This is a genomic window from Micromonospora sp. AMSO1212t (assembly GCF_008868145.1).
Classification (GTDB): Bacteria; Actinomycetota; Actinomycetes; order Mycobacteriales; family Micromonosporaceae; genus Micromonospora; species Micromonospora tulbaghiae.
Window position 1 is genome coordinate 1 of sequence record NZ_WBKS01000014.1, and the last position, 23,075, is coordinate 23,075.

A 23,075-nucleotide genomic window follows, 5' to 3' on the forward strand; every position below is an offset into this window, starting at 1 on the left:
CCCCGTCGACGGGGAGCCCAACGCCGTCCCCACCGCCCCCGTCCCGCCGGTGGAGGCGCCCGAGGCGCCGCCGGCCAAGCTGTGGGACCGGATGCGGGAGGATCCGCAGTACGCGCCGGAGCACCTGGCCCTGGAGGCGGTACGCCGGCTCGGCCCGGAGGCCGCCCAGTGGGCCGCCCGGGAGCGGGCACTGCGGCCGGGCGTGCCGCCGGAGCAGCTGGCCGACCAGGCGGTGCGCAAGTTCGTCAACCACGCCCGGCTCTCCGGCGCGGTCTCCGGCGCGGCCGGGCTGCCCGGTGCGGTGATCGACGTGGGCGTGCTGGCCTGGACCCAGGCCCGGCTGGTGCTGCACGTCGCGGCCGCCTACGGCGCCGACCCGACGCACGTCGACCGGGCCACCGACCTGCTGGTGCTCCAGCGCGTGCACAAGGCCGCCCAGACCGCCCGCCTGGCGCTCGGGGTGGCCGCCGGCCGGGAGCGGGCCGGCGCGTTGTTCGGCTCCGCCGCCGACCGGGCGCTGGGCCGGGTGATGCTCCAGCTCGGCGTCCGGCTGGCCCGGATGGCCGGCGTGCGGGCCGCCAAGCGGATGTTCGCCAAGGTCGTGCCGGGCGCCGCGATCGTGCTCGGCACCTGGGCCAACTCGTCGGCCACCAAGGAACTGGCCGACCGCACGCGTGCCCTCTACCGTGCCGCCGGCCCTCGGCAGCTACCCGGCCCGCGCCAGCCCTGACCAGCCTTGCGCCGGCCGCTCCACCCGGGACGGCCGGCGCCGGCCGGTCAGCTCGCCCAGCCGGAGGCGTTCCAGGCCACCTCGGCCAGCCGGCCCTGCCCGGCCGCGTTCGGGTGGAACCAGTCGAGCGCGTTGACCTGGTCCAGGTCGAAGCGGTGGCGGTGCACCGCGCCGCCGTCGAAGCGGCAGCGTGACCCGTACGCCCGGCAGGCGGCACGGAGCTGCCCGTCGTACGCATCGATCCGGTCCTTGACGCGTGCCCGCCTGGCGACCGCGGCGGGCGCGGTCGACGTGGCGTCGGCCAGCAGCGCCGGGCAGACGCCCCGCGACCAGGCCCGCACGGCGCGGGGCTCGGTGTGCCCGATCTGCCAGAGCCGGTACAGGTCCGGGATGCTGACCACCAGCACCCGGGCCTTCGGCCGGCCCTCACGCAGCACGCCCAGCGCCGCGTCGACCTGGTCGCGGAAGGTCGCGACAGGCGTCATGTCGTCGACGTCGCCCCGGCAGGCGTCGTTCGCCCCGATCAGCACGGTGGCCAGGTCGGCCTTGTCGCGCACCGCCGACCGGGCCTGGCCGGTCAGCGCGGAAGCGCGGGCGCCGGGCGCGGCCCGGTTGTACGCCCGCAGCCCTGGCGCGTCGGCGCGCAGCCGCCGGTAGAGGCTCTCCACCCGCAGGCCGTCCCCGGTCGACCAGGAGTTGCGTTCGCAGCTCACCAGCACCAGGCAGGAGCCGTAGCCGGTGGTGACCGAGTCGCCGAGCGCGGCGATGACCCGGGGCTCGCCGGGGCGGGGCGTGCCGGACGGCCGGGGTGACGCCTCGCCGGAGCCGTCACAGGCGAGCGCGACGAGCGCCGCCAGGCAGGCCAGCGCGGCGATCCAGCGTCTCATCGGTCCCCCGTCCGGCGGCGGCAACGGGCGCGTCGACCCTATGCCCCGGCGGGGTCCCGGCGGCGGTTCTGTCGGCTATCGGGCATCGACCACCGTCGTTCACATCTGTCGTGTCGGCGCAGGGCGGCCGTGCAGCCAGCGGTGCAGCGCCCGGGTGATCCGGGGCAGCACCAGGTAGGTCATCAGCGGGGTGAGCACGAGCGTCATCAGCAGCGTCCGGCCGGCCAGCGGCACGTCGGCGAGGAACCGGGTGGTCAGCAGCGTGGCGGCCAGGCTGAGCGGGAAGAACGCCAGCCAGATCGTGACCGCCTGCTTCCAGCGCGGCGGCGCGGCCGGCTCCGGCTCGCCGAACGTCTCGACCACGTGGTCCACCGGCGGGTCGAACCAGCCCTCGATGCCGGTTCGCCGCTCCACCCGGGTGTGCTCGACCATGCCCTGCGCCGAGCCGAGCCACCAGCGCCGCTGCGGCGAGTCCTCCCAGTCGCGCAGCGTGTCCGCGTCGGCGAAGCGGTACATCACGTGCCACTCGCCCGAGCCGGGGGCGCTGCGGACGAAACCGGCGCCGAGGAAGCCCGGGAAGCTCTCCGCGAGCGCCGTCCCGGCCCGCATCCACGCCACCACCTCGTCGGTACGCGCCGGGTCGGCGCGCCGGGACACGGCGACGGTCACGGGTACGGCCTGCGTCGTGGTCATGCCATCCTCTCCACCGGCCCGCGGGATCTCCGCCGGAACCGGCACCCCGAAGTAACGCACCCGCCCGCCGGCCGCATCCGGCGACCGCCCGCCGGGTGTCCCGGATCACCGGCGTTCCCGCGCCGGCCGGTTATCCCCGCCCGTGCCGGGGTAGGCCCCAGGAATGACCCGATCACAGCCCCGTCGCGCCCGTGGCACGGTCGGCCACGCGAACAGCGCCCTGAACCTGCGGCTCGTGCTCGCCACGTTCGGTCTGGTCGTGATGACCGTCTTCGCGGTGCTCGCGTTCGCCGCGGACATCGCCTGGCTGGGTGTCGTCTGCGCGCTGCTCGCCGTGGTGGCGGTGGTCGACCTGGTCGTGATCCAGCGCCGCCGCGCCGCGCGCCGCCGCGAGGAACCGGGCGTGCGGCACTCGCTGTTCGAGTGACAGGAGTACGAGATGCCCATCGCCACCACCAACCCCGCCACCGGACAGGTGCTCAAGACGTACGAGGCGATGTCGGACGAGCAGATCGACGCCGCGATCGAGCGGGCCGACCTCGCCTTCCGGCAGTTGCGGGAGACCACCGTCGCGCAGCGGGCCCGGTGGCTCACCGCCGCCGCCGACCTGCTCGACGCCGAACGCGACGAGACGGCGCGGCTGATGACCACCGAGATGGGCAAGACGTACGCCGCCGCGAAGGCGGAGGTCACCAAGTGCGCCACCGCCTGCCGCTTCTACGCGGACAACGCGCCGGGGATGCTCGCCGACGAGCCTGCCGACGCCGCCGCGGTCAAGGCGAAGCGGGCGTACGTGCGCTACCAGCCGATCGGCCCGGTCCTGGCGGTGATGCCGTGGAACTTCCCGCTGTGGCAGGTGATGCGCTTCGCCGCCCCGGCCCTGATGGCCGGCAACACCGGCCTGCTCAAGCACGCCTCCAACGTGCCGCAGACCGCGCTCTTCCTGGAGGACCTGTTCCGCCGGGCCGGTTTCCCCGAGGGCGCGTTCACCACCCTGCTGGTCGGCTCCGACGCGGTCGACCGGATCCTCAGCGACCCCCGCGTCCGCGCCGCCACGCTCACCGGCAGCGAGCCGGCCGGGCGGTCCATCGCCCAGATCGCCGGCCGGGAGATCAAGAAGACGGTGCTGGAGCTGGGCGGCAGCGACCCGTTCGTGGTGATGCCCTCGGCCGACCTGGACACCGCCGCGGAGGTCGCCACCACCGCCCGCTGCCAGAACAACGGGCAGTCCTGCATCGCCGCGAAGCGGTTCATCGTGCACACCGACGTCTTCGACGCGTTCGCCGAGAAGTTCGCCGCCCGGATGGCGGCGCTGCGCGTCGGCGACCCGATGGACGACGGCACCGACGTCGGCCCGCTGGCCAGCGAGCGCGGCCGCGACGAGGTGCACGCCCAGGTCACCGACGCGGTGGACCAGGGCGCGACGGTGCTGTGCGGCGGCGAGAAGCCCTCCGGGGACGGCTGGTACTACCCGCCGACCGTGGTCACCGACCTGCGCCCGGAGATGCGGATGTGGAGCGAGGAGGTGTTCGGGCCGGTCGCCGGGCTCTACCGGGTCGGTTCGTACGACGAGGCGATCGAGGTCGCCAACGACACCAGCTTCGGCCTCGGCTCCAACGCCTGGACCAACGACCCGGCCGAGCAGGAGCGCTTCGCCGTCGACCTGGACGCCGGCAACGTGTTCATCAACGGGATGACCACGTCCTACCCGGAGCTGCCGTTCGGCGGCGTGAAGAACTCCGGGTACGGCCGTGAGCTGTCCGCCGCCGGCATGCGCGAGTTCTGCAACACCAAGACCGTGTGGATCGGTGCGGGCGAGGCCGGCGCGGGCGCTGGCGCGCACTCCGAGTAGGGGCGATTGGCCGGACGCCGTCACGGGTAGGAGTGGCCACCATGACGGCGTTCGGCTTCCACGCATCCCACGAGCAGATCCACCCGGCCCGGCTGCTGGAGGCGGTGATCCACGCCGAACGCGCCGGCTTCGACGCGGCCATGTGCTCCGACCACTTCTCGCCGTGGAGCGAGCGGCAGGGCCAGTCCGGGTTCGCCTGGTCCTGGCTCGGCGCCGCGCTCCAGGCCACGAACCTGTCCTTCGGCGTGGTGAACGCGCCCGGCCAGCGCTACCACCCGGCGATCATCGCGCAGGCCATCGGCACGCTCGGCGCCATGTACCCGGGCCGGTTCTGGGCCGCGCTGGGCACCGGCGAGGCGGCCAACGAGCACATCACCGGCGAGGTCTGGCCGCGCAAGGACGTCCGCACCGCGCGGCTGCGCGAGTGCGTCGACGTGATCCGGGCGCTGCTGGCCGGCGAGGAGGTCAGCCACGACGGCCTGGTCACCGTGGACCGGGCGAAACTGTGGACCCGGCCGGAGGAGCCGCCCGCGCTGGTCGGCGCCGCCGTCAGCGTCGCCACCGCGCGCTGGTGCGCCGAGTGGGCCGACGGGCTGATCACCGTCAACGCGCCGGTCGAGCACCTGCGGCAGATGATCGACGCCTATCGGGACGCGGGCGGACGCGGTCCGCTGCACCTCCAGGTGCACGTGAGCTGGGCGCCCGAGCAGGAGCAGGCCGAGGCGATCGCGTACGAGCAGTGGCGCAGCAACGTGTTCGCGCCGCCGGTCTGCTGGGACCTGGAGACCCCCGAGCACTTCGACGTGGCGAGCGCCGACGTGCCGATGTCCAAGGTCGCCGAGACCGTGAACGTCTCCGCCGACCTGGGCCGGCACATCGGCTGGCTGGAGGAGTACGTGGCGCTGGGCTTCGACCAGATCGCGCTGCACCACGTCGGGCAGGAGCAGCGCGCGTTCATCGACACGTTCGGCGCCGAGGTGCTGCCGAAGCTGCGCTCCGCCGCCTGATCACACATCGGCCCTCCGGCGCTTAGGCTCCACGTTCGTGGATGCTCTGTTCGAGGTCGTGGTCTTCCTGGCCATCGCGACCTTCGGCGCGGCGCTGGCCCGCCGGCTCGGCCTGCTGGCGCCGATCCTGCTGGTGGTGCTCGGCCTCGCCCTGTCCTTCCTGCCGTTCTTCCCGCACGTGCGGCTGGACCCGGACCTGGTGCTGGTGGGCATCCTGCCGCCGCTGCTCTACGTGGCGGCGCTGGAGACGTCGGTGCCGGCGTTCCGGCTCAACCTGCGGCCGATCCTGCTGCTCGCGGTCGGGCTGGTCATCTTCACCGCGTTCGTGGTGGGCACCGTCGTGCACTGGTTCCTGCCCGAGCTGCCGTACGCGATCTGCCTGGCGCTGGGCGCGGTGGTGGCGCCGCCGGACGCGGTCGCCGCCACCGCGGTGGCGCGGCGGGTCGGCCTGCCCCGGCGGGTCGTCACCATCCTGGAGGGCGAGAGCCTGGTCAACGACGCCACCGCGTTGGTGCTGCTGCGGGTGGCGATCGTCGCCGCGACCGCCACCACCGGCGGCGTCGGCGTCGGCGACGTGGCCCGGGAGGTGGTCGTCGCGGCCGGCGGCGGCATCCTGGTCGGTCTGCTGGGCGTGGTGGTCTTCGGCTACCTGCACAAACGCATCACCGACCCGGTGCTGGACAACGCGCTGTCGCTGATCGTGCCGTTCGCCGTGGTCTTCGCCGCCGAGGAGATCCACGCCTCCGGCGTGGTCGCGGTGGTGGTGACCGGCCTGGGCATCGGGCACAAGCTGCCCACGCTGCTGTCGGCCGCCTCGCGGCTCCAGGTGACCGCGTTCTGGCGGCTGATCCGGTTCCTGCTGGAAGGACTGGTGTTCCTGCTGGTCGGCCTGCAACTGCCGGAGGTGGTACGCGACCTCGACGAGCCGTTCGGCTCGCTGGTGGCGATCACCGCGGCGGTGCTGGCCGCCGTCTTCCTGACCCGGTTCGTCTGGGTCTTCCCGGCCACCTACGTGGCGCGGCTCGTGCCCCGGGTCCGGCAGCGCGATCCGGCGCCGCCGGTGCAGTTCCCGGTCGTCATCGGCTGGGCCGGCATGCGGGGCGTGGTGACGCTCGCCGCCGCGCTGGGCCTGCCGCTCACCCTCGCCGGCGACACGCAGTACCCGCGCGGGCTGCTCATCTGGCTGGCCTTCGCGGTGATCGTCGCGACGCTGGTCGGGCAGGGCGCCACGCTGCCCTGGGTGGCCCGGCGGCTGCGGCTGCCGCCGGACGACCCGGTGCAGGACGCGTTGTCCGCCGCCGGGGTGCAGCAGCGAGCCAGCCGGGCGGCCCGGGACCGGCTCGACGAACTGGCCGCCGGCGCGCCGGCGGCGGTGGTGGAGCGCCTGCGCGGGCTGACCACCTCCCGCGCCAACCTGGCCTGGGAACGGCTCGGCGGCACCGAACGGGAAACCCCCTCCCAGGCGTACGCGCGCCTGCGGCAGGAGATGATCGACGCCGAGCGGGAGGTGTTCCGGGCCGCCCGCGACTCCGGGCAGATCCCGGAGGAGGCGCTCACCCGCGCCTATCGTGATCTGGATCTGGAGGAGTCCATGCTGCGACAGGAGGCCGTCGAATGAGTTGCCAGCACCTGGCTGAGGCGGGCACGGCCGAGCCCGACACGACCACCGAGTGCCCCGACTGCGTGGCCATCGGCAACCCGGACTGGGTGCACCTGCGCGCCTGCCTGGCCTGCGGGCACGTGGGCTGCTGCGACTCCTCGCCGTACCAGCACGCCACGAAGCACTTCGAGTCCACCGGGCACCCAGTGATGCGGTCGATCCAGCCGGGGGAGTCGTGGCGCTGGTGCTTCGTGGACGAGGAGATCGGCTGACTCAGCCGACCCGGCGTTCCAGCACCTGCCCGGTCCACGTCGGACGGCCCGGCCGCTCCACGGTGAACGGCTCGGTGGCGGTGAAACCGCAGCGCTCGTAGAACCGCACGAGTGCCCGGTCCGGGCTGCGGAAGCAGTCCACCCGCAGCAGGCCGACGCCGCGTTCGCGGGCCAGCTCCGCCGCGTACGCCAGCAGCCGCGCCCCGACCCCGCGTCCCGCGTACGCCCGGTCGGTGACCAGCAGGTTCACGTACAGCTCCGGTTCGGTGGCCGGCGGCACGTACTCGGTCGCCGCGCCCACCACCAGCGCGCCCACCACAGTCGCGTCGATCTCGGCGAGGTGCAGGCCGTTCCCGGCCGCCCACGCGTCGGCCTGGGCGATGCGGCGCGGGTCGATCGACGCCGGCTCGGTGCCCCACTGCTCGGTACGCCCGCGTTCGGCCAGCCATGCGGTGGCGCTGTCGAGCAGCCGCAGCAGCGTGGGCGCGTCGCCGGGCCCACCCGGTCGGATGGTGATGCTCTGCTGGTCGGTCATCCCGCCATGCTGCTACACCGGGCTCAGCCGGGCACCCCGGCGGGCCGTGCCTCCGGAGCCGGCCGATCGGCGATCGCCCGGCGGGCCAGCGCCGGGGCGGCCAGACCGGCGGCGGCGAAGATCCCGCCGAGCGCCAGCCAGCCGACCGGACCGCCGCCGAGCACCAGCAGTGTGAGCAGGCCCCGGCCGAGCGCCTGGGCCAGCCCGGCGAGCAGGCCGTCCGCGCCCTGGTAGGCGCCGATCGCACCAGCCGGGGCCAGGTCGTAGGCGAGGCCCGCGCCGGCCGCGCTGTGCCACAGGTCGCCCACCGTCCACACCGCCGTCGCGACGAGCAGCAGGACGACCGCCGGGAGCACCGGCAGGACGCCCGTCACGGCGTACAGGGGCGTCGCCGCGGCGAGCACCAGCCCGGCCCGGCGCAGCTTCCGGGCGGCCGGCGCGGCTCGCTCCGCGCCCCGGCTCAGCCGTACCGCGAGCAGCACCGTGAGCACCGTGTTGACGAGCAGCACCGTCGACACCACCGGTGGCGGCGCGCCGGCCCGGTTCACCGTCCACAGCGGCACGACGAGCACGAGCACCGTCACGTGCGTGCTCAGCACCGCCGACGCGCCGCTGACGGCGAGGAACCGTCCGTCCCGCAGCGGTCCGCCGCGCCGCAGTGTTCCCGGCGTGCGTCGTGCGCCGTCGGCGGCCGGTTGCGGCGGCAGGCGCAGCAGCAGCGCCGCCGAGAGCAGGTAGGTGGACGCGTTGCCGACCACGAGCACCTGGTACGCCCGGTGTGTGTCCACTGCCAGGGCGATCCCGGCCAGCGCGGTGCCGACGGTGATGCCCAGGTTCGCCACCGCGCGCAGCGTGGCGAAGGCGTGCACCCGGCCGTCCGGGCCGCCCACCGAGGCGACGAGCGCCGCCCGTACCGCCAGGTTGCCGGCCGCGAGCAGCGCCTCCGGCACCGCCACCGCCAGGAACGCCGGGAACGAGTCGACCAGCAGGTACGCCAGCGCGGCGACCGCCTGGCCCACCTGGAGGACGGCCCGGAGCGTACGCGGATCCCACCTGTCGGCCAGCCCGCCCAGCGGCACGCTCGCGCTCAGCCCGACCAGCCCGGCGGCGGTCAGTCCGGCGCCCACCGAGGTGGCGGAGAGGCCCACGTCCCGGGTCACGTAGAGCGCCCCGCCCGCCAGCCACAGCCCAGCGCCGACTGTGTTGACCAGCGTGGCGTACGCGAGCGTGCGCAGCGGCCCGGGCGGCGGGAGCGGCGAGACGCGTCCCATCAGTAGTGGGGTCCGGCGAGGGCCATGGGGTCGACGCTAGGCGCACCCGCAGTGGGTCCGATGCCCCGGACGGAGCGACGCCGCTCACACAGCGGACCGGCTGTGGCGCTCCGCTCCGGGCGGTGCCGCCGGGCGACGACCGTTCGGGTGGGTCGCCAGGCGGTCGCGTCCGGCAGTTCCGGCCCGAAAGAAGGGTGAGCTTCCAAGCGGTATGACTCTCAGGCATAAGTATGACCGAGAGTCATATCGGACGATGGGCATCTCTTCTGTTCCGGAGCGGCACGCCGCCTGCCGGAAAGCGCCGTTAACCGGTCGACCAGGGGCTCGGGCCGTGCCACGATCGCGCGGTGCCCGCCTCCGTGACCGCCCTGCTGCGCCGGCAGTTCGACCTGACCTGGGCGCTCGCCGAATATCACCTCGACCGGCTGGAGCCGGCGGACTTCCTCTGGGAGCCGGCCGCGCTGTGCTGGACGATGCGCCCCGACCCGGCGGGCGGGTGGCGTCCCGACTGGGCCGACACCGAGCCGGACCCGGTCCCGGCGCCCACGGTCGGCTGGCTCACCTGGCACATCGGCTGGTGGTGGTCGGTCGCCGCCGACCACGTGCGGCAGCGGCCGGCACGGGAACGTGACGACATCCGCTGGCCCGGGCCGGGCGCGGACACGGTCGCCTGGCTGCGAGGGCTGCGGGCGGAGTGGACGGACGCGCTGGACGGGCTGACCGAGGACGACCTGGACCGGCCGGCCGCGTACCCCTGGCCCGCCGACGCGGGGTTCACCGTCGCGGACCTGGCGGCGTGGGTGAACGCCGAGCTGATGAAGAACGTCGCCGAGATCGGGCAGCTCCGGCTGCTGCGCGCGGCGGGGCTGCCGGGCTGAGCGGGGCCGGGCGGGTCGCGCTCAGTGCGCGCCGCCGAGGTTGAGCACCACCACCCCGGCGATGACCAGCCCCGCCCCGGCCACCTTCGCCACGCTCAGCGGCTCACCCAGGAACGCCGCGCCGATCGCCATGATGGCGGCGGTGCCGAGGCCGGACCAGACCGCGTACGCGACGCCGACCGGGATGTCCTTGACGGCCAGCGAGAGCAACCCGAACGCGGACAGGTACGCCACGGCGAGGCCGAGCGTGGGCCAGAGCCGGGTGAAGCCGTCGGTGGCCTTGAGCAGACTGGTGCCGATCACCTCGGCGGTGATCGCGCCGAGCAGGAACAGGTACGCCATCGCAGGACCGTACCCGGTCCTGCGATGGCGCCCGGTTGGAGCGGCAAAGCCGGTCAGGAGACCGTGCAGGCCTTTCCGTTCAGCGTGACCAGCCCGGGGTCGGGGTTGGGACCGGGGGAGGAGACGCCGTTGAAGCCGAACGTGGTGCTGGCACCGGGCGCCAGCTTCGCGTTCCACGACAGGTTCTTCGCGGTGACCGTGGCGCCGCTCTGGCCGACCTGCGCCGACCAGGACTGGCTCACCTTCTGACCACTGAGGAAGGCCCAGCGCAGGTTCCAGCCGTTCACCGCCGTCGTGCCGGTGTTGCGGACCGTCACCTGGGTGGTGAAGCCGGACGGCCAGCTCCCGTGCGTGGTGTAGGTGACCGCGCAGGACGGCGCCGGCACCGCGCCGGCGTCACCCTGGTCGGCCAGGAACGACGCGAGCCACGCCAGCGCCGAGTTCCAGTTGATCGCCACCTCGTTCGTCGCGTACGAGTTGATGTCGTCGACGTAGCAGAACATCGGCGCGCACCCGGCGAGCAGGTTCGCCGCGAACGGGTCCTGGAGTGCGGCGTTCGGACCACCGGCGAGCGAGCCGGCCGGCGGACGCGGCAGGTCCGGGTTCAGCTGGTGGCCGAAGATCCGGCTGTGCTGGTTGCGGGCGTGCTGCTCGCCCCACCCGGTCACGTACGACATGTTCAGCGCGTTGCGGCCGAACAGGTAGTCGGCGGCCTGCACCGCGCCGTCCCGGTACTTCGCGTCCCGGCTCAGGTCGAACGCGGTGCCCAGCACGATCGCGTTGTTCACCAGGTTGCTGTTGCTGCCCCAGACGTACGCGTCGGCGCTGCCGGGGAACGGCAGGCCGTACGCCTGGCCGGCGATCGTGGCCAGGTAGCTGTCGGCGGCGGCGGTGATGGACTCGCGGATGCGGGTCTTCTCCGCCGCGGGCAGCGTGTTCGGCACGGTGGCCAGGTCCAGGCGGCCCAGCGCGGCGACGCTCTGCCAGCCGAACGCGCCGTTCGGGGCGAACACGTCGGCGGTGTGCAGCGGCGAGCCGGTGACGTCGGCCAGGTACGCCTTGTCGCCGGTGGTCAGCCACAGCTCGGCCGCGGCCCAGTAGAACTCGTCGCTGACGTTGGTGTCGTCGTACGCGCCGCCGCCGGTGCTGTCGCTGGCCGGGGCGTAGATCGCCGGGTTCGCCTTGGCCGCGGCGTACGCGGTCTTGGCGGCGGTGCCGCAGCGCGCGGCGAACGCGGCGTCGTACGGGGCGTACAGCCGCTGGCACTGCGCCGCGACGGCGGCCAGGTTCAGCGTGGCGGCGGTGGACGGCGGGTGCAGCTCACGCGGCTGCGGGTCGTCCTGCGGCTGCAGCGGCAGGCCGGTCCAGTTCCGGTCGTGGATCTTGTGGTGGACCATCCCGGCCAGCGGCTTGCCCGCCGGCACCTGCATGCGCAGCAGGAACTCCAGCTCCCAGCGGGCCTCGTCGAGCACGTCCGGCACGTCGTTGCCGCGCTCGGGCAGCCGCAGCGTGGAGTCGCCCAGAGCGGCGCCGCCGCCGGCGGTCTCGGCGGTCTTGGTCCGCTCGAAGGTGCTCAGCAGCTGGTAGGTGGCGATTCCGCCGTTGACGACGTACTTGCCGTGGTCACCGGCGTCGTACCAGCCGCCGCGCACGTCCAGCGAGTAGTCGCAGACGCCGGCCTGGCACGGCACGTCGGTGTCGCCCTGGTTGGGCTCGACGCCGAGGTGCCCGGCCGGCCGGGCGTACTCCTCGCCGATCAGGTCGCCGTCGATGGCGATGCCGCTGCGCTGGGCGTAGAAGAACTGGAGCGAGTCGGCGCGCAGCCGGTCGTAGAGCGCGCCGGAGATGTCGAACGGGTGGCTGGTCTCGCCGTCCACGGTCAGCGTGTAGCCGGTGCCCGGCTTGCGGTAGGCGGAGAAGTCGACGGTCTGCACGTTCTGCGCCGAGGCGGCGTCGGTGCCGCGCGGCGTGGTCTGCCCGCTGGCGACCACCGCGCCGCCGCCCGACTTGAGCTGCCAGGGCAGCGCGTCGGTGGCCTCGGTGACCACAGTCGCGTGCTTCGGCCCGCCGGGCAGGTAGCCGACCTGGTTGACCCGGACCCGGGGACCGGTGTCCGGCTCGTACGGCGGCGCCGGCTCCCCGCCGCGCAGCGACACGTTGTCCAGGCAGAACGTCTGCGCCTGGGCGCTGCCGCCGACCTGGAAGATCAGCTGGGCGGTGGGGTTGTCGGCCGGCGAGGTGAACGTGGTGGTGACGCGCTGGGCGGTGCCGGTGGCGGTCGCGTCGACGCTGGCGTAAGTGGTGTAGGGGGCGCTGCCGAGCTGGAGCACCGCCTTGACGGCCGCGCCGGGGGTCGCGGAGACGTCGAAGGCCAGCTCGTACTCGGCGCCCTGGGTCAGCGGCACCGCGTCCTGGCCGATGCCGGCGTCCCACGGGTTCGCGGTGCCCGCCGCGACGGAGGTGCAGAGCCGGCCGTCGACGACCGCGAGGTCGCCGGTGCCGTACGAGAACCAGGGTGAGACACCGGCGCTGAAGTCGCCGTTGCGGAGTTGTTCGGGGGCGTCCGGCGGCACCTCGGCGCTCGCCGGGCCGGCGGTGAGGCCGGTGAGCGCCAGCGTGGTGGCCGCGAGTGCGGCGAGCCGACGACGGGATCGGGTCACGGAGGTTCCTTCCGTGCTCGGGGGTGGTGGGGGAGACCGGGAGCTGGGAGCGCTCCCAATATCAGCCCGATGTTTCCACCGCGTTCCGCCGCTGTCAATCGATCCGGCCCGATGAGGGGCGCGCGCCCGCGCGCGGTGGGATTCGGCGCGCCACGTACGATGTCAGTGATCTCCTAGAGACATCCGAGCCCTCGACCTGGCAGGCTGCGATCCATGACCCTGAAGCTTCGTTCCGTCGGAGCGAGCGACCGTGGGCTGATCCGCAGCGGTAACCAGGACGCGCAGCACGCGGGCGCCTGGCTGGTCGCGGTCGCCGACGGCATGGGCGGCATGGCGGCCGGCGACCTGGCCAGCCGCATCGCCATCGACGCGGTCGCCCCGCTGGACGTGGAGACGCCGGAGCACGCACTCGTCGCCGCGCTCCAGGGCGGGATCGAGCTGGCCACCGCGCGGATCCGCGGGGCCGTCGAGGAGGACCCGGAACGCCAGGGCATGGGCACCACGCTCACCGCGCTGCTGTTCGCCCGTACCGGCAGCTGCCTCGCGCTGGCGCACGTCGGCGACTCGCGGGCCTACCTGTACCGCGAGGGCGTGCTCAAGCAGGTCACCCGCGACGACACGTTCGTGCAGATGCTCGTCGACCAGGGCGTCATCACCGCCGAACAGGCCAGCAGCCACCCCCGGCGGGCCGTGGTGACCCAGGCGCTGCAGGGCGACGAGGTCTCCCCGTCGTACGCCACGATGGTGCCCCGGGCCGGTGACCGCTGGCTGCTGTGCAGCGACGGCCTCTCCAACGTGGTCCGCGCGGACACGCTTACCGAGGTGCTCAGCGAGCAGCCGGAACGCGACGCCTGCGCGGCTCGGCTGATCGACCTGGCGCTGCGGGCCGGCGGCCCGGACAACATCACCGTCGTGATCGCCGACGTGGTCGAGGAGTAGCCCTCACCGCCGGCGCGGGCTGGCCCGGCGGGTCGGCTCGGCGGTGGTCGGGTCCTCCGGCCAGGGATGGCGCGGGTAGCGTCCGCGCAGCTCCGCCCGCACCTGCGGGTACCCGGTGCGCCAGAACGAGGCCAGGTCGGCGGTGACCGCCACCGGCCGCCCGGCGGGGGAGAGCAGGTGCAGCAGCACCGGCACCCGCCCGTCGGCGATGCGCGGCACGTCCCGCCAGCCGAACGTCTCCTGGAGCTTGACCGCCAGCACCGGTGCGGCCGGGTCGGCGTAGTCGACCCGGATCCGCGAGCCGCTGGGCACCTCCAGGCGCTCCGGGGCCAGCTCGTCCAGCCGCGCCGCCTGCCGCCAGTCCAGCAGCCGCCGCAACGCCGCCGCCACGTCCACCCGGCCGAGGTCGGCCCGGCGCCGGGCGCGGGCCAGCTCCGGGCCGAGCCAGACGGGCGCGTCGGCGAGCAGCGCCACGTCGGAGACATCCGGCCAGTCGTCACCGAGCGCCTGACGGCAGAACGCCAGCCGGTGGCGCAGCGCGGTCGCCTCGGGCGTCCACCGCAGCAGCCCCGGCCCTTCCTGCCGCAGCCCGTCCAGCAGTGCCGCCGCGACCAGCTCCGGCTCCGGCGCGGTGAGCGGCCGGTCGACCAGCTCGACAGCGCCGAGCCGCTCCACCTCGCGGGCCACCACGTCCCCGCCGGACCAGGCCACCTCCCGTTCGGCGCGCAGCAGCGCCGCCCCGGCCTCCCGGGCGGTCGCCTCGTCGATCGGCGCGGCCAGCCGCACCCGGGCGGCCGGCGCGCCGGGGGAGCGGTCGGCCACCGCGACGGCCAGCCACGCCGCTCCGGCCAGCCCCGACCCGGGCGCCAGCTCCGCGGCGGTGCCGCCCGCCATCAGGTACGCGGACCCGCCCGGCCGCCGCGCCCGGGCCAGCCGTTCCGGGTACGCGAGCCCGGCGAGCAGCCCCGCGGCCAGATCGTCCGGCAGACGCTCCCGCTCGTCTCCCGACGACCGCCCCGCGTCGCGCCGCTGCGCCGCCCGGCCGGCGGGCGCGCCGGTCTGTCGCCGGTCCGCCGGGCCGGCGGGTGAGCCGGGGGGCTCGTCCGCGCCGTCGGCGGGCAGGGCGGCGCGTAGGCGGCGTACCTCGGTGCGCCAGCGCGCGGTGGCGGCCGGGTCGGCGCCGTCGCGCAGCCGCCGCCATCGGGCGGGCAGGTCGTCCCCCGTCCCGCCCAGCGTGTCCTCGCCGAGGATCGCCACCACCTGGGCGGCCCGTTCTGCGCCGACCCGGGGCGCGCCGTCCAGCAGCGCCCGCGCCAGCCGGGGATGCGTGCCCGCCGCCGCGACCGCCCGCCCGCGCGCGGTGATCCGGCCGTCGTGGTCCACCGCGCCGAGCGTGGTGAGCGTCTCCCGCGCCACTGTCAGCGCGGCCGGCGGCGGCGGGTCGGGCAGCGCCAGCCCGGTGCCGTCCGGTGTGCCCCAGGCCGCCAGCTCCAGCGCGAACCCGGTCAGGTCGGCGGTGGCGATCTCCGGTTCGGGCTGCGGTGCGAGCCGCGCGTGCGTCGCGGCGGACCAGCAGCGGTAGACCGCGCCGGGCGCCTCCCGTCCGGCCCGGCCGGCGCGCTGGGTGGCCCCGGCCCGCGACACCGGCACTGTGACCAGCGAACCCAGTCCTCGCGCCAGGTCGGTACGCGGCACCCGGCTCAGTCCGGCGTCCACGACCACCCGTACGCCGGGGACGGTCAGGCTGCTCTCCGCCACCGCGGTTGCCAGCACCACGCGCCGTCCGGCGGCCGGCGTGAGTGCCGCGTCCTGGGCGGGCCCCGGCAGCCGTCCGTGCAACGGCAGCACAGCGGTGTCGCGCAGGCCTGCGAGCCGGCCCGCGACGGCGGCGATCTCACCCGCGCCGGGCAGGAAGACCAGCACGTCGCCGTCGCGTTCGCGCAGCGCCCGGCGGACGGTGGCGGCCACGTGGTCGAGCAGCGCCGGGTCGACCCGGCCGGCGCCGGGCGGCGTCACCGGGCGCGGCGGCGGCGCCCACACCCGCTCGACCGGGTGCAGCGCGGCCTCGGCGCGTACCACGGGGGCGGGGTCACCGGCGCCGAGCAGCGCCGCGAACCGGTCCGTCTGCGGGGTGGCCGACATCGCCAGCAGCCACAGGTCCGGGCGCAGCGTCGCGCGGGCCTCGACGCTGAACGCCAGCGCCAGGTCGGCGTCGAGGTGCCGCTCGTGGCACTCGTCGAGCAGTACCGCGTCAACCCCCGGCAGCTCCGGGTCGTGGTGCAGGCGGCGGACCAGCAGGCCGGTGGTGACGACCTCGACCCGGGTACGCGGCCCGGCACGGCGCTCGCCGCGCACCGCGTACCCGATCCGGTCGCCGACCCGCTCGCCGAGCAGGGCGGCCATCCGGTGCGCGGCGGCGCGGGCGGCCACCCGCCGGGGCTGGGCGATCACCACGCGGCCGGTGACCGCGTCGGCGACCGCGAGCGGCGCGGTGGTGGTCTTGCCGGTGCCCGGTGGCGCCACCAGGACGGCGGCGCCGCGCTCGCGCAAGGCGCCGACGAGCGCCGGCAGGACCGGGCGGACCGGCAGGTCGAGCGGGACGTCGGCGAGCACCGACCCACTCTCGCACCGCGCCGCCGGACGGTCCGCGTCGCCCCCGGGACGCGGAACGGCCCGGCCGGCGCACCGCCGACCGGGCCCGGTGGGCCGCCGCGCCGGGTCCGCCGACCCGGCCGCCCCCCTTGCTAGTACGTTCCGTCGAGCTGACCGCGCAGCTTCGTCAGGGCCCGGGCCAGCAGCCGGGACACGTGCATCTGCGAGACGCCGATCTGCTCGGCGATCTGCGACTGGGTCAGGTTGCCGTAGAAGCGCAGCGTGAGGATCTTCTGCTCGCGCTGGTCGAGCGTGGCGAGCGCCGGGCCGAGGGCCACCCGCATCTCGGCCAGCTCGAACTCGCCGTCCTCGCCGCCGAGCAGGTCGCCCAGCTCGGTGGCCCGCTCGCCGTCGCCGGTGGGGGTGGACAGCGACACCGCGTTGTACGCGCGGGCGCCCTCCAGGCCCTCCAGCACCTCTTCCTCGGTGAGCTTGAGGTGGGCGGCGATGTCGGCGACCGTCGGCGAGCGGCCGAGCGTCTGCAGCAGCGTGCTGTTGGCGTCGGAGATCGCCAGGCGCAGCTCCTGGAGCCGGCGGGGCACCCGGATGTCCCAGGTGCGGTCGCGGAAGTGGCGCTTCAGCTCGCCGATGATGGTGGGGATGGCGTAGCCGGCGAAGTCGACGCCGCGCGACGGGTCGAACTTGTCGATCGCCTTGATCAGACCGATCGCGGCGGTCTGCGCCAGGTCGTCGTTGGGCTCGCCCCGGCCGCTGTAGCGATGGGCCAGGTGGTTCGCCAGCGGCAGCCACGCCTCGATGGCGCGGTCGCGCAGCGCGGGCCGGGACGGGTGGTCGGCGGGCAGCGCGGCCATCGCGGCTAGCAGGTCGGCTGCGCTGTCGGTGAGCGAGCGGGGGTCGAGCTTCGCGGCGGCGGCCGGCGTGGTCGCCGGGGCGCTGATCGTGGGAGCGGTCATGGGTGGTCCTCCCTGCACCTCGTCCACGGAAGAAAAAAGACGTGACGCTTAGGTTTAGATGTCGGTCGTACGTTCGGAAGCCACCATAGCCCGATCGTGCTGCGGAAATCTAGCCGAAAGTACGATGTACTTAAGGTGTAAGGAGCCACGAAAGGCGTGAGGCGGGCGATATCTCGCTCGGCAGGGTGGCGAGCGGCGTCGACCGGTCGGCCCCGGTCCTACCCCGGCCGGTCAACGTGGAACCCGACAGGTGGCCGAAGTGTCGCCTTTCTGTCGTTGTCCCGCCGACGGGACCGCCCGTACCGTCCGTAGCGACACGTCAACGGAGGCACCGTGCTGGATCCCGCCGCGCCGCAACTCGTCATCAACGCCCGGACGCTGCTGTTCAGCTGGCTCCCGGCGGATCCCGGCGCGGTCGACACGCTGCTGCCCGCCGGTCTGCGCCCGCACCCGCAGCGGCAGGTGTTCGTCAACCAGTACGTGGTCGACGACGAGACGCAGACCTCCGGCTTCGGGGCGTACTCGCTCACCTACGTCGGTGTCTCACTGGCGGACATGGACCCGCCCGACGGCGAGACGCCCGGTGGCTGGTGGACGCACTACTTCTCCTCCAGCGAGCGGGTGCGGCGGTACGCCGCCGCGCGGGGCGCGCCGGCCGCCGCCGGGGAGACCCGCCTCGACCTGCGAGGTGATCAGCTCACCGCCGAGACCCGGGCCGCCGACGGCACGCTGCTGATCCGGGTCACCGCCCGGGTCGGGTACACCGGCACCGAGGCGCACAACGGCCACCACCGCTACCTCACCCGCAGCGACGGTGAGCTGATCGTCACCGACTACCCGTACGTGGCCGAGCCGGTGTCACCGTTCGAGGTCGAGTCGGTGGAGTTCCCGGCCCGGGAGCACCCGGTCCACGCGCTGCGTCCGGCCAACCCGCTGCACGTGTGCTGGGGCTTCTACTCACCGCGCGTGTCGTTCGCGTACCCGGCCCGCCCGAACGTGCCGGACGAGGTGTCGGACCTTCACCAGGTGCCCGCCCGCCGGGCACGCAGCGGCCTGCCGTCCGGGTCGTAGACCAGCCGGTACGCGGGCAGCGCCCAGAGCCGCGTACGCCAGGGCAACCGCTCCGGGCGGTGCGGCCGCAACCGGCCCGGCGGACGGGGACCGGCCCGGCCCCCGGCGTGCCAGCGGTCCAGCTCGTCGGCCGCCGCGGTGACCGCCGCCACCGCGTCCGCCGGGTCCAGCAGGTCGTCGTCCTGCGCGCCGCCGGGATCGCGGTCCAGGTGCTCGCGCCACAGCCGCAGCCGCAGGTCGCGGGCGAACACGCGGGCGCCGTCGCCCAGCCCGGCCGGATCGGCCGGCGCCCGCTCGTCACGGGTGTCGTCGAGCACCGCGCAGGACAGCTCGCTGTCGTGCGTCCAGGACCGGCGGTTGAAGTTGTCGCTGCCCACGCTGGCCCAGACGTCGTCCACCACGCAGACCTTCGCGTGCACGTACACCGGCGTGCCGTCGTGGTTCTCCACGTCGAACACGTGCACCCGCTCCGGCGCGGCCCGGTGGCACAGCGACAGCGCCTGCTCCCGGCCGACCATGTTCGGCGGCAGCGCGAGCCGGCCGTCCACGTCCGGGTGCCGGGGGACGACCGCCACCAGGTGCAGGTCCGGGTGCTCGTGCAGCGCCTGCGCGAACAGCTCCGCCACCTCGGTCGACCAGAGGTACTGGTCCTCCAGATAGATCAGCCGCCGGGCCCGGCGTACCGCCTTGGTGTAGCCGCGGGCCACCGTGCGCTCGCCGTCCGGGGCGAACGAGTAGCGGGGCCGCACGGCCGGGTAGGTGCGCAGCACCTGCACGTGGTGCGGCCCGCATGGCGGCGGGTCGGCGGGCTGCTCGGGCAGCGGGTCCGGGCGCAGGTCCGAGCCGCGCAGCCGGTCCCGCAGGTATGCCATCGGGTTCTCCGAGTCCAGCGGCATCGGATCGGTCCACCGCTCCCGGAACGTGGTGTCGAGCGCGCCGACCACCGGCCCGCGTACCGCGAGCTGCACGTCGTGCCAGGGCGGTGTGGGGCCGTACCGGGGGGACATGCCGACCGGCTGCGGGTCGCCGGAGTGACCGGCGTCGTCGCGGCGGCTGTGGCACAGGTCGATCCCGCCGGCGAACGCGATGTCGCGGCTCGGGTCGCCGGGCCGGCGCAGCACCACGAGCTTCTGGTGGTGCGAGCCGCCGCGCCGGACCCGCTGGTCGAGCAGCACCTCGCCGCCGGCCGCGCGGATCGCCTCGCTGAGGTCGCGGTTCTCCGACTCGCTGTAGGAGAGCGTGTCGAGGTGGGAGCGCCAGACCAGCCCTTTGACGATCACGCCGCGCTGGGCGGCCTGGGCGAACAACTGCGCCACCGTCGGGCCGTCCGGGCGCAGCCGCTCGTCCGGGTCACCACGCCAGTCGGTGAAGAACAGGTGGTCGCCCGCCGAGAGTGACTCCACTTCGCTGACCAGGCGGTCGAAGTACGCGGCACCGTGAATCAGCGGCTCGGCGAGGTTTCCATCGGTCCAGACGGGTAATTCAGAGCCCGGGTTGGCGCGTTCCTGTGCGGTGAGGAACCAGTCCCGCAGAGTCACGTTCCACCCCCCGAGGTCGACGACGTCCTCACACGGTAGGACCCCCGGCAGGGCCCCGCACGTCGAGCAGCAGGTCGGCGTCGCTGCGCGCGTCAGGGGTGCGCCGGACCCCTGGACCGCGAAACCGAGGAGGCACCGACATGCCCGCCGAGACGACGAACACCGTGACCGACGACCGCGACCAGGCGGTGGAGGGGGAGCGGGGTGCGCTGGTGGCGGTCCTGTTGATGGTGATCCTCGGGGTGGCCGGGATCTTCGCCGTCTCCTGAGGCCGCGGCCGGGCGCCCCGGCGAACCGGGGCGCCCGTAGCAGGTCAGGGGCGGTCGCCCTGGCCGTCGCTGTGCGGCACCCGCCCGGTCGGGATCACCCCGAGCCGGCCGGCCTGGAAGTCCTCGACCGCCTGGATCAGCTCGGCCCGCGTGTTCATCACGAACGGACCGTAGTGGGCCACCGGCTCGCGGATCGGCTGGCCGCCCATCAGGTAGAGCTCCAGCGCCGGGGCGTTGGAGTCCTGCGTCCGGTCGGCGGTGATCCGCAGCGCCTCACCGGGCCCGTGCACGGCGAGCTGGCCGAGCTGGATCGGCCGCCGGTCGGTCCCGACCGTGCCTCGGCCGGCCAGCACGTACACCAGCGCGTTGAAGTCCGACCGCCACGGCAGGCTCAACTCGGCGCCGGGCTGCAACGTGACGTGCGCGATGGTGATCGGCGTGTGCGTCGAGCCCGGACCCTGGTGCCCGGCGACCTCGCCGGCGATGACCCGGATCAGGCCGCCGCCGTCGGGCGTGGTCAGCAGCGCCGACTCCCGGCCGCGGATGTCCTGGTAGCGGGGCGCGCTCATCTTGGCCACCCGGGGCAGGTTGACCCAGAGCTGGAGGCCGTGGAACAGCCCGCCGCTCATCACCAGGTGCTCCGGCGGGGCCTCGATGTGCAACAGGCCACTGCCTGCCGTCATCCACTGGGTGTCGCCGTCGGTGATGGTGCCGCCGCCACCGGTCGAGTCCTGGTGGTCCATGATCCCGTCGATCATGTAGGTCACGGTCTCGAAGCCGCGGTGCGGGTGCCAGGAGGTGCCCTTCGGCTCGCCCGGCGCGTAGTCGACCTCGCCCATCTGGTCGAGGTGGATGAACGGGTCCAGCTCGGTCATCGGCACCCCGGCGAAGGCCCGGCGGACCGGGAAGCCCTCGCCCTCGTAGCCGCTGGGCGCGGTGGTGACCCGGCGGACCGCACGGTATTCGGTCGCCTCGCCGAGCTTCGGCAGGCGGGGCAGGACGAGGACGTCGTCGACGGTGATCGCGGGCATCGCGGGACTCCTTACTTGTCGGCCGGGGTGGACGACGCGGTGCGGTCGGCGCGCAGGCGCCGGCCGAGCCGCTCGAAGACCCGGGTGAGGCAGGCGACCTCGGCGTCGTCGAGGTCGTCGATCAGGTGGGCGCGCACGGAGCGCAGGTGGTGCGGCGCGGCCTCGCGCAGGGCGAGCAGGCCGGCCGCGGTGAGCACGGCCTCGCTGCCGCGCCGGTCGGCCGGACACGCCTCCTTCGCCACCAGGCCGCGCTTGCGCATCGTGGCGACCTGGTAGGTCAGTCGGCTCGGTGAGAACACCAGCCGGTCGGCCAGCTCACCCATGCGCAGCCGCTGACCGGGTGCCTCGGAGAGCAGCACCAGCACGTGGTAGTCGGCGAAGCTCAGGTCGCTGTCGGCGCGCAGGTCGTCCTCGAGCCGGGTGAACAGCCGCTGGCTCGACTCGATGTACGCGCGCCAACAGGCCATTCGCTCCGCGTCCAGGCTCTCCGTCATGGCTCCGAGAGTAGCACTATTTAAAATTTAAACAAGTGTGTCTGCCGTGGGTGGGTGCGCTAGACCGCAGTCTTATTAGAAGTTTGAACGTATGACCCGGCTAGGGTCGGGGGATGGACGATCTCGACCTGCTCGACTGGCGGGAGCGGGTGGCCCGGCTCTACCTGTCCGACCTCGACCTGACCGGGTTCCGGGCCGCGCGCGACGAACTGTTCCGCACCCACCCGAGCAGCCCGGTGCCGCCCGCCGACCGGGCCGGCTTCACCGGGCTGCGCTGGTACCCGCCCGACCCGTCGGCCGTGGTGGAGGCACCGCTGCGCCCCGCTTCCGGGGAGCTGCGCATCGACACCGGCGGCCCGGACGGGGTGGTCGCCTACCGGCGCGCGGCAGTCGCCGAGACGCCGTGGGGACCGCTCACGCTGTGGTGGATCGAGGCGTACGGGGGCGGACTGTTCCTGCCGCTGCGCGACGCCACCTGTGGCGACGGCTCGTACGGCGGGGGCCGGTATCTCACCGACACCGTCAAGGGCACGTTCGGTCGCGGCCTGACCGTGCTGGCCGGCGACCGGGTCCGGCTGGACCCCAACTACCTCTACAACCCCAGCTGCGCGTACGACGACAGGTGGGCCTGCCCGCTGGCCCCGCCGGAGAACCGGGTGGACGTGCCGCTGCGCGCCGGTGAGCGGGCGTACCACTGACGCGGCGAGGGAGGACCCAGGCTGGGCCCTCCCTCGATGTCGCGTACCGCCGGTCAGCGGGCGGTCGCGCCGGTCGGTGTCAGGTGCATCCGGCTGAGCAGCTGCTGGGCCTGACCGGCCAGCTCCGCGTCCACCGTGACCGCGTACTGGGCGGCCCGCAGCGAACTCGCAGACGTGAAGTCACGCTGCCCACCGCTCATGGCGTGCGCGACCGCGCCGAACACAGCACCCCAGATCGCGCCGATCACCAGCCCGACCAGGATCACCGCCAGCCAGTTGCCCGCGGTGAAGATGCCGAACAGCAACCCGATGAACAGACCGAACCAGGCGCCGGTGCCGGCCCCGAGCAGGGCCGCCCGGCCCGTGGTGAGCCGTCCCATCACGGTCTCCACGAGTGTGAGGTCCGTACCGACGATCGAGGTACGTTCCACCGGGAACCTGTTGTCGGCCAGATAGTCCACCACGCGCTGGGCGGACGGATAGTCCGGATACGAACCGATCGTGACGGTAGTGGCCCCGGCCTGCGGGCCGTGCCCGTCCCCGCTCGGCGGCGTCGGGCGACCGCCCGGGCCGGACGGGAGGTTGTCGCTGCCCGGCATTCCGGGCTGCCAGGCCGCGGTCGGAGTCGAGGGTCTGGTCATGAGCATCCTCCTTCGTCAACCCGCCGCGTTCCCGCCGCCGGGCAGCGGTAACGCGCCGACCGGGACCGATGTGGCCAGGCATGGTGGCACCCGGGCCGGGT

At 74.4% G+C, this 23,075-nt stretch carries 23 protein-coding genes; 11 read left to right on the forward strand and 12 right to left on the reverse strand.

Annotated features, from left to right (window positions below):
• Positions 1–730 (forward strand): EcsC family protein (locus F8279_RS06320; protein WP_225853159.1); only part of this gene is annotated, 730 nt, incomplete at its 5' end.
• A gap of 47 nt (positions 731–777) precedes the next feature.
• On the opposite strand, the gene F8279_RS06325 is transcribed toward F8279_RS06320, so the two are convergent.
• Both F8279_RS06325 and F8279_RS06330 read right to left on the reverse strand, forming a co-directional pair.
• Positions 778–1,617 carry a GDSL-type esterase/lipase family protein gene (locus F8279_RS06325; protein ID WP_151499368.1) on the reverse strand — a complete coding sequence of 280 codons (840 nt, stop codon included), beginning with the start codon at positions 1,615–1,617 and terminating at the stop codon, positions 778–780.
• Between the two features lie 99 nt (positions 1,618–1,716).
• The gene (locus F8279_RS06330; protein ID WP_091423872.1) at positions 1,717–2,310 is read right to left on the reverse strand and encodes an antibiotic biosynthesis monooxygenase; all 594 of its coding nucleotides are present in this window, start codon (positions 2,308–2,310) and stop codon (positions 1,717–1,719) included.
• 163 nt (positions 2,311–2,473) lie between these two features.
• Here F8279_RS06330 and F8279_RS06335 point away from each other — a divergent pair, with 163 nt between their 5' ends.
• The 5 genes from F8279_RS06335 to F8279_RS06355 are packed head-to-tail and all read left to right on the forward strand — an operon-like array spanning position 2,474 to position 7,041.
• Positions 2,474–2,737 carry a DUF6343 family protein gene (locus tag F8279_RS06335; RefSeq protein ID WP_091423875.1) on the forward strand — a complete coding sequence of 88 codons (264 nt, stop codon included), beginning with the start codon at positions 2,474–2,476 and terminating at the stop codon, positions 2,735–2,737.
• Between the two features lie 12 nt (positions 2,738–2,749).
• Positions 2,750–4,162: an NADP-dependent succinic semialdehyde dehydrogenase gene (locus F8279_RS06340; protein WP_151499369.1), complete on the forward strand. Its 1,413-nt coding sequence runs from the start codon at positions 2,750–2,752 to the stop codon at positions 4,160–4,162.
• Positions 4,163–4,194: 32 nt separating this feature from the next.
• On the forward strand, positions 4,195–5,169 hold the full coding sequence (locus tag F8279_RS06345; protein ID WP_255474079.1) for a TIGR03885 family FMN-dependent LLM class oxidoreductase: 975 nt from the start codon (positions 4,195–4,197) through the stop codon (positions 5,167–5,169).
• A 37-nt stretch (positions 5,170–5,206) separates the two neighbouring features.
• Positions 5,207–6,787, forward strand: coding sequence for a Na+/H+ antiporter (locus tag F8279_RS06350; protein ID WP_151499370.1), 1,581 nt, complete (start codon positions 5,207–5,209; stop codon positions 6,785–6,787).
• A complete protein-coding gene (locus F8279_RS06355; protein WP_091423884.1) occupies positions 6,784–7,041 on the forward strand; it encodes a UBP-type zinc finger domain-containing protein in 258 nt (85 codons plus the stop codon). The genes F8279_RS06350 and F8279_RS06355 overlap by 4 nt, the downstream gene beginning before the upstream one ends.
• 1 nt (position 7,042) lies before the next feature.
• On the opposite strand, the gene F8279_RS06360 is transcribed toward F8279_RS06355, so the two are convergent.
• Positions 7,043–7,576, reverse strand: a complete 534-nt coding sequence (locus F8279_RS06360; RefSeq protein ID WP_151499371.1) for a GNAT family N-acetyltransferase — start codon at positions 7,574–7,576, stop codon at positions 7,043–7,045.
• Between the two features lie 23 nt (positions 7,577–7,599).
• A complete protein-coding gene (locus F8279_RS06365; protein WP_151499372.1) occupies positions 7,600–8,847 on the reverse strand; it encodes an MFS transporter in 1,248 nt (415 codons plus the stop codon).
• Positions 8,848–9,194: 347 nt separating this feature from the next.
• Here F8279_RS06365 and F8279_RS06370 point away from each other — a divergent pair, with 347 nt between their 5' ends.
• On the forward strand, positions 9,195–9,725 hold the full coding sequence (locus F8279_RS06370) for a DinB family protein (RefSeq protein WP_151499373.1): 531 nt from the start codon (positions 9,195–9,197) through the stop codon (positions 9,723–9,725).
• Between the two features lie 21 nt (positions 9,726–9,746).
• Here the strand turns inward: F8279_RS06370 and F8279_RS06375 are convergent, their stop codons facing one another.
• Positions 9,747–10,067 carry a multidrug efflux SMR transporter gene (locus F8279_RS06375; protein WP_151499374.1) on the reverse strand — a complete coding sequence of 107 codons (321 nt, stop codon included), beginning with the start codon at positions 10,065–10,067 and terminating at the stop codon, positions 9,747–9,749.
• 53 nt (positions 10,068–10,120) lie between these two features.
• Entirely contained in the window at positions 10,121–12,727 is a 2,607-nt protein-coding gene (locus tag F8279_RS06380; RefSeq protein ID WP_091423898.1) for a glycoside hydrolase family 9 protein, read from the reverse strand.
• Positions 12,728–12,940: 213 nt separating this feature from the next.
• On the opposite strand from F8279_RS06380, the gene F8279_RS06385 reads away from it, so the two are divergent.
• Entirely contained in the window at positions 12,941–13,666 is a 726-nt protein-coding gene (locus F8279_RS06385; protein ID WP_091423904.1) for a PP2C family serine/threonine-protein phosphatase, read from the forward strand.
• Between the two features lie 3 nt (positions 13,667–13,669).
• On the opposite strand, the gene hrpB is transcribed toward F8279_RS06385, so the two are convergent.
• Entirely contained in the window at positions 13,670–16,279 is a 2,610-nt protein-coding gene (hrpB, locus tag F8279_RS06390) for an ATP-dependent helicase HrpB (RefSeq protein WP_151499375.1), read from the reverse strand.
• 131 nt (positions 16,280–16,410) lie between these two features.
• A complete protein-coding gene (locus F8279_RS06395; protein WP_091423912.1) occupies positions 16,411–17,232 on the reverse strand; it encodes a SigB/SigF/SigG family RNA polymerase sigma factor in 822 nt (273 codons plus the stop codon).
• Between the two features lie 333 nt (positions 17,233–17,565).
• On the opposite strand from F8279_RS06395, the gene F8279_RS06400 reads away from it, so the two are divergent.
• On the forward strand, positions 17,566–18,303 hold the full coding sequence (locus F8279_RS06400; RefSeq protein WP_091423915.1) for a hypothetical protein: 738 nt from the start codon (positions 17,566–17,568) through the stop codon (positions 18,301–18,303).
• On the opposite strand, the gene F8279_RS06405 is transcribed toward F8279_RS06400, so the two are convergent.
• A complete protein-coding gene (locus tag F8279_RS06405; protein WP_091423917.1) occupies positions 18,252–19,841 on the reverse strand; it encodes a phospholipase D-like domain-containing protein in 1,590 nt (529 codons plus the stop codon). The genes F8279_RS06400 and F8279_RS06405 overlap by 52 nt on opposite strands.
• Positions 19,842–19,981: 140 nt before the next feature.
• Between F8279_RS06405 and F8279_RS30805 the strand changes: the two genes are divergently transcribed.
• Positions 19,982–20,110: a hypothetical protein gene (locus tag F8279_RS30805; RefSeq protein ID WP_255292629.1), complete on the forward strand. Its 129-nt coding sequence runs from the start codon at positions 19,982–19,984 to the stop codon at positions 20,108–20,110.
• A 44-nt stretch (positions 20,111–20,154) separates the two neighbouring features.
• Here the strand turns inward: F8279_RS30805 and F8279_RS06410 are convergent, their stop codons facing one another.
• The gene (locus F8279_RS06410) at positions 20,155–21,141 is read right to left on the reverse strand and encodes a pirin family protein (RefSeq protein ID WP_091423920.1); all 987 of its coding nucleotides are present in this window, start codon (positions 21,139–21,141) and stop codon (positions 20,155–20,157) included.
• 11 nt (positions 21,142–21,152) lie between these two features.
• The gene (locus F8279_RS06415; protein ID WP_151499376.1) at positions 21,153–21,635 is read right to left on the reverse strand and encodes a MarR family winged helix-turn-helix transcriptional regulator; all 483 of its coding nucleotides are present in this window, start codon (positions 21,633–21,635) and stop codon (positions 21,153–21,155) included.
• 113 nt (positions 21,636–21,748) lie between these two features.
• Here F8279_RS06415 and F8279_RS06420 point away from each other — a divergent pair, with 113 nt between their 5' ends.
• Positions 21,749–22,333, forward strand: coding sequence for a DUF1684 domain-containing protein (locus tag F8279_RS06420; RefSeq protein WP_151499377.1), 585 nt, complete (start codon positions 21,749–21,751; stop codon positions 22,331–22,333).
• 53 nt (positions 22,334–22,386) lie between these two features.
• On the opposite strand, the gene F8279_RS06425 is transcribed toward F8279_RS06420, so the two are convergent.
• On the reverse strand, positions 22,387–22,974 hold the full coding sequence (locus tag F8279_RS06425) for a general stress protein (protein WP_091424544.1): 588 nt from the start codon (positions 22,972–22,974) through the stop codon (positions 22,387–22,389).
• Positions 22,975–23,075 lie beyond the last annotated feature (101 nt).

What these genes read in the sequence shown, in the direction of transcription:
- F8279_RS06420 (WP_151499377.1), top strand. Translation starts at nt 21,749, where the DNA reads ATGGACGATCTCGACCTGCTCGACTGGCGGGAGCGGGTGGCCCGGCTC.
- F8279_RS06410 (WP_091423920.1), bottom strand. Translation starts at nt 21,141, where the DNA reads ATGCCCGCGATCACCGTCGACGACGTCCTCGTCCTGCCCCGCCTGCCG.
- F8279_RS06385 (WP_091423904.1), top strand. Translation starts at nt 12,941, where the DNA reads ATGACCCTGAAGCTTCGTTCCGTCGGAGCGAGCGACCGTGGGCTGATC.
- F8279_RS06395 (WP_091423912.1), bottom strand. Translation starts at nt 17,232, where the DNA reads ATGACCGCTCCCACGATCAGCGCCCCGGCGACCACGCCGGCCGCCGCC.
- F8279_RS30805 (WP_255292629.1), top strand. Translation starts at nt 19,982, where the DNA reads ATGCCCGCCGAGACGACGAACACCGTGACCGACGACCGCGACCAGGCG.
- F8279_RS06360 (WP_151499371.1), bottom strand. Translation starts at nt 7,576, where the DNA reads ATGACCGACCAGCAGAGCATCACCATCCGACCGGGTGGGCCCGGCGAC.
- F8279_RS06335 (WP_091423875.1), top strand. Translation starts at nt 2,474, where the DNA reads ATGACCCGATCACAGCCCCGTCGCGCCCGTGGCACGGTCGGCCACGCG.
- F8279_RS06425 (WP_091424544.1), bottom strand. Translation starts at nt 22,974, where the DNA reads ATGACCAGACCCTCGACTCCGACCGCGGCCTGGCAGCCCGGAATGCCG.
- F8279_RS06365 (WP_151499372.1), bottom strand. Translation starts at nt 8,847, where the DNA reads ATGGGACGCGTCTCGCCGCTCCCGCCGCCCGGGCCGCTGCGCACGCTC.
- F8279_RS06375 (WP_151499374.1), bottom strand. Translation starts at nt 10,067, where the DNA reads ATGGCGTACCTGTTCCTGCTCGGCGCGATCACCGCCGAGGTGATCGGC.
- F8279_RS06355 (WP_091423884.1), top strand. Translation starts at nt 6,784, where the DNA reads ATGAGTTGCCAGCACCTGGCTGAGGCGGGCACGGCCGAGCCCGACACG.
- F8279_RS06340 (WP_151499369.1), top strand. Translation starts at nt 2,750, where the DNA reads ATGCCCATCGCCACCACCAACCCCGCCACCGGACAGGTGCTCAAGACG.
- F8279_RS06330 (WP_091423872.1), bottom strand. Translation starts at nt 2,310, where the DNA reads ATGACCACGACGCAGGCCGTACCCGTGACCGTCGCCGTGTCCCGGCGC.
- F8279_RS06325 (WP_151499368.1), bottom strand. Translation starts at nt 1,617, where the DNA reads ATGAGACGCTGGATCGCCGCGCTGGCCTGCCTGGCGGCGCTCGTCGCG.
- F8279_RS06415 (WP_151499376.1), bottom strand. Translation starts at nt 21,635, where the DNA reads ATGACGGAGAGCCTGGACGCGGAGCGAATGGCCTGTTGGCGCGCGTAC.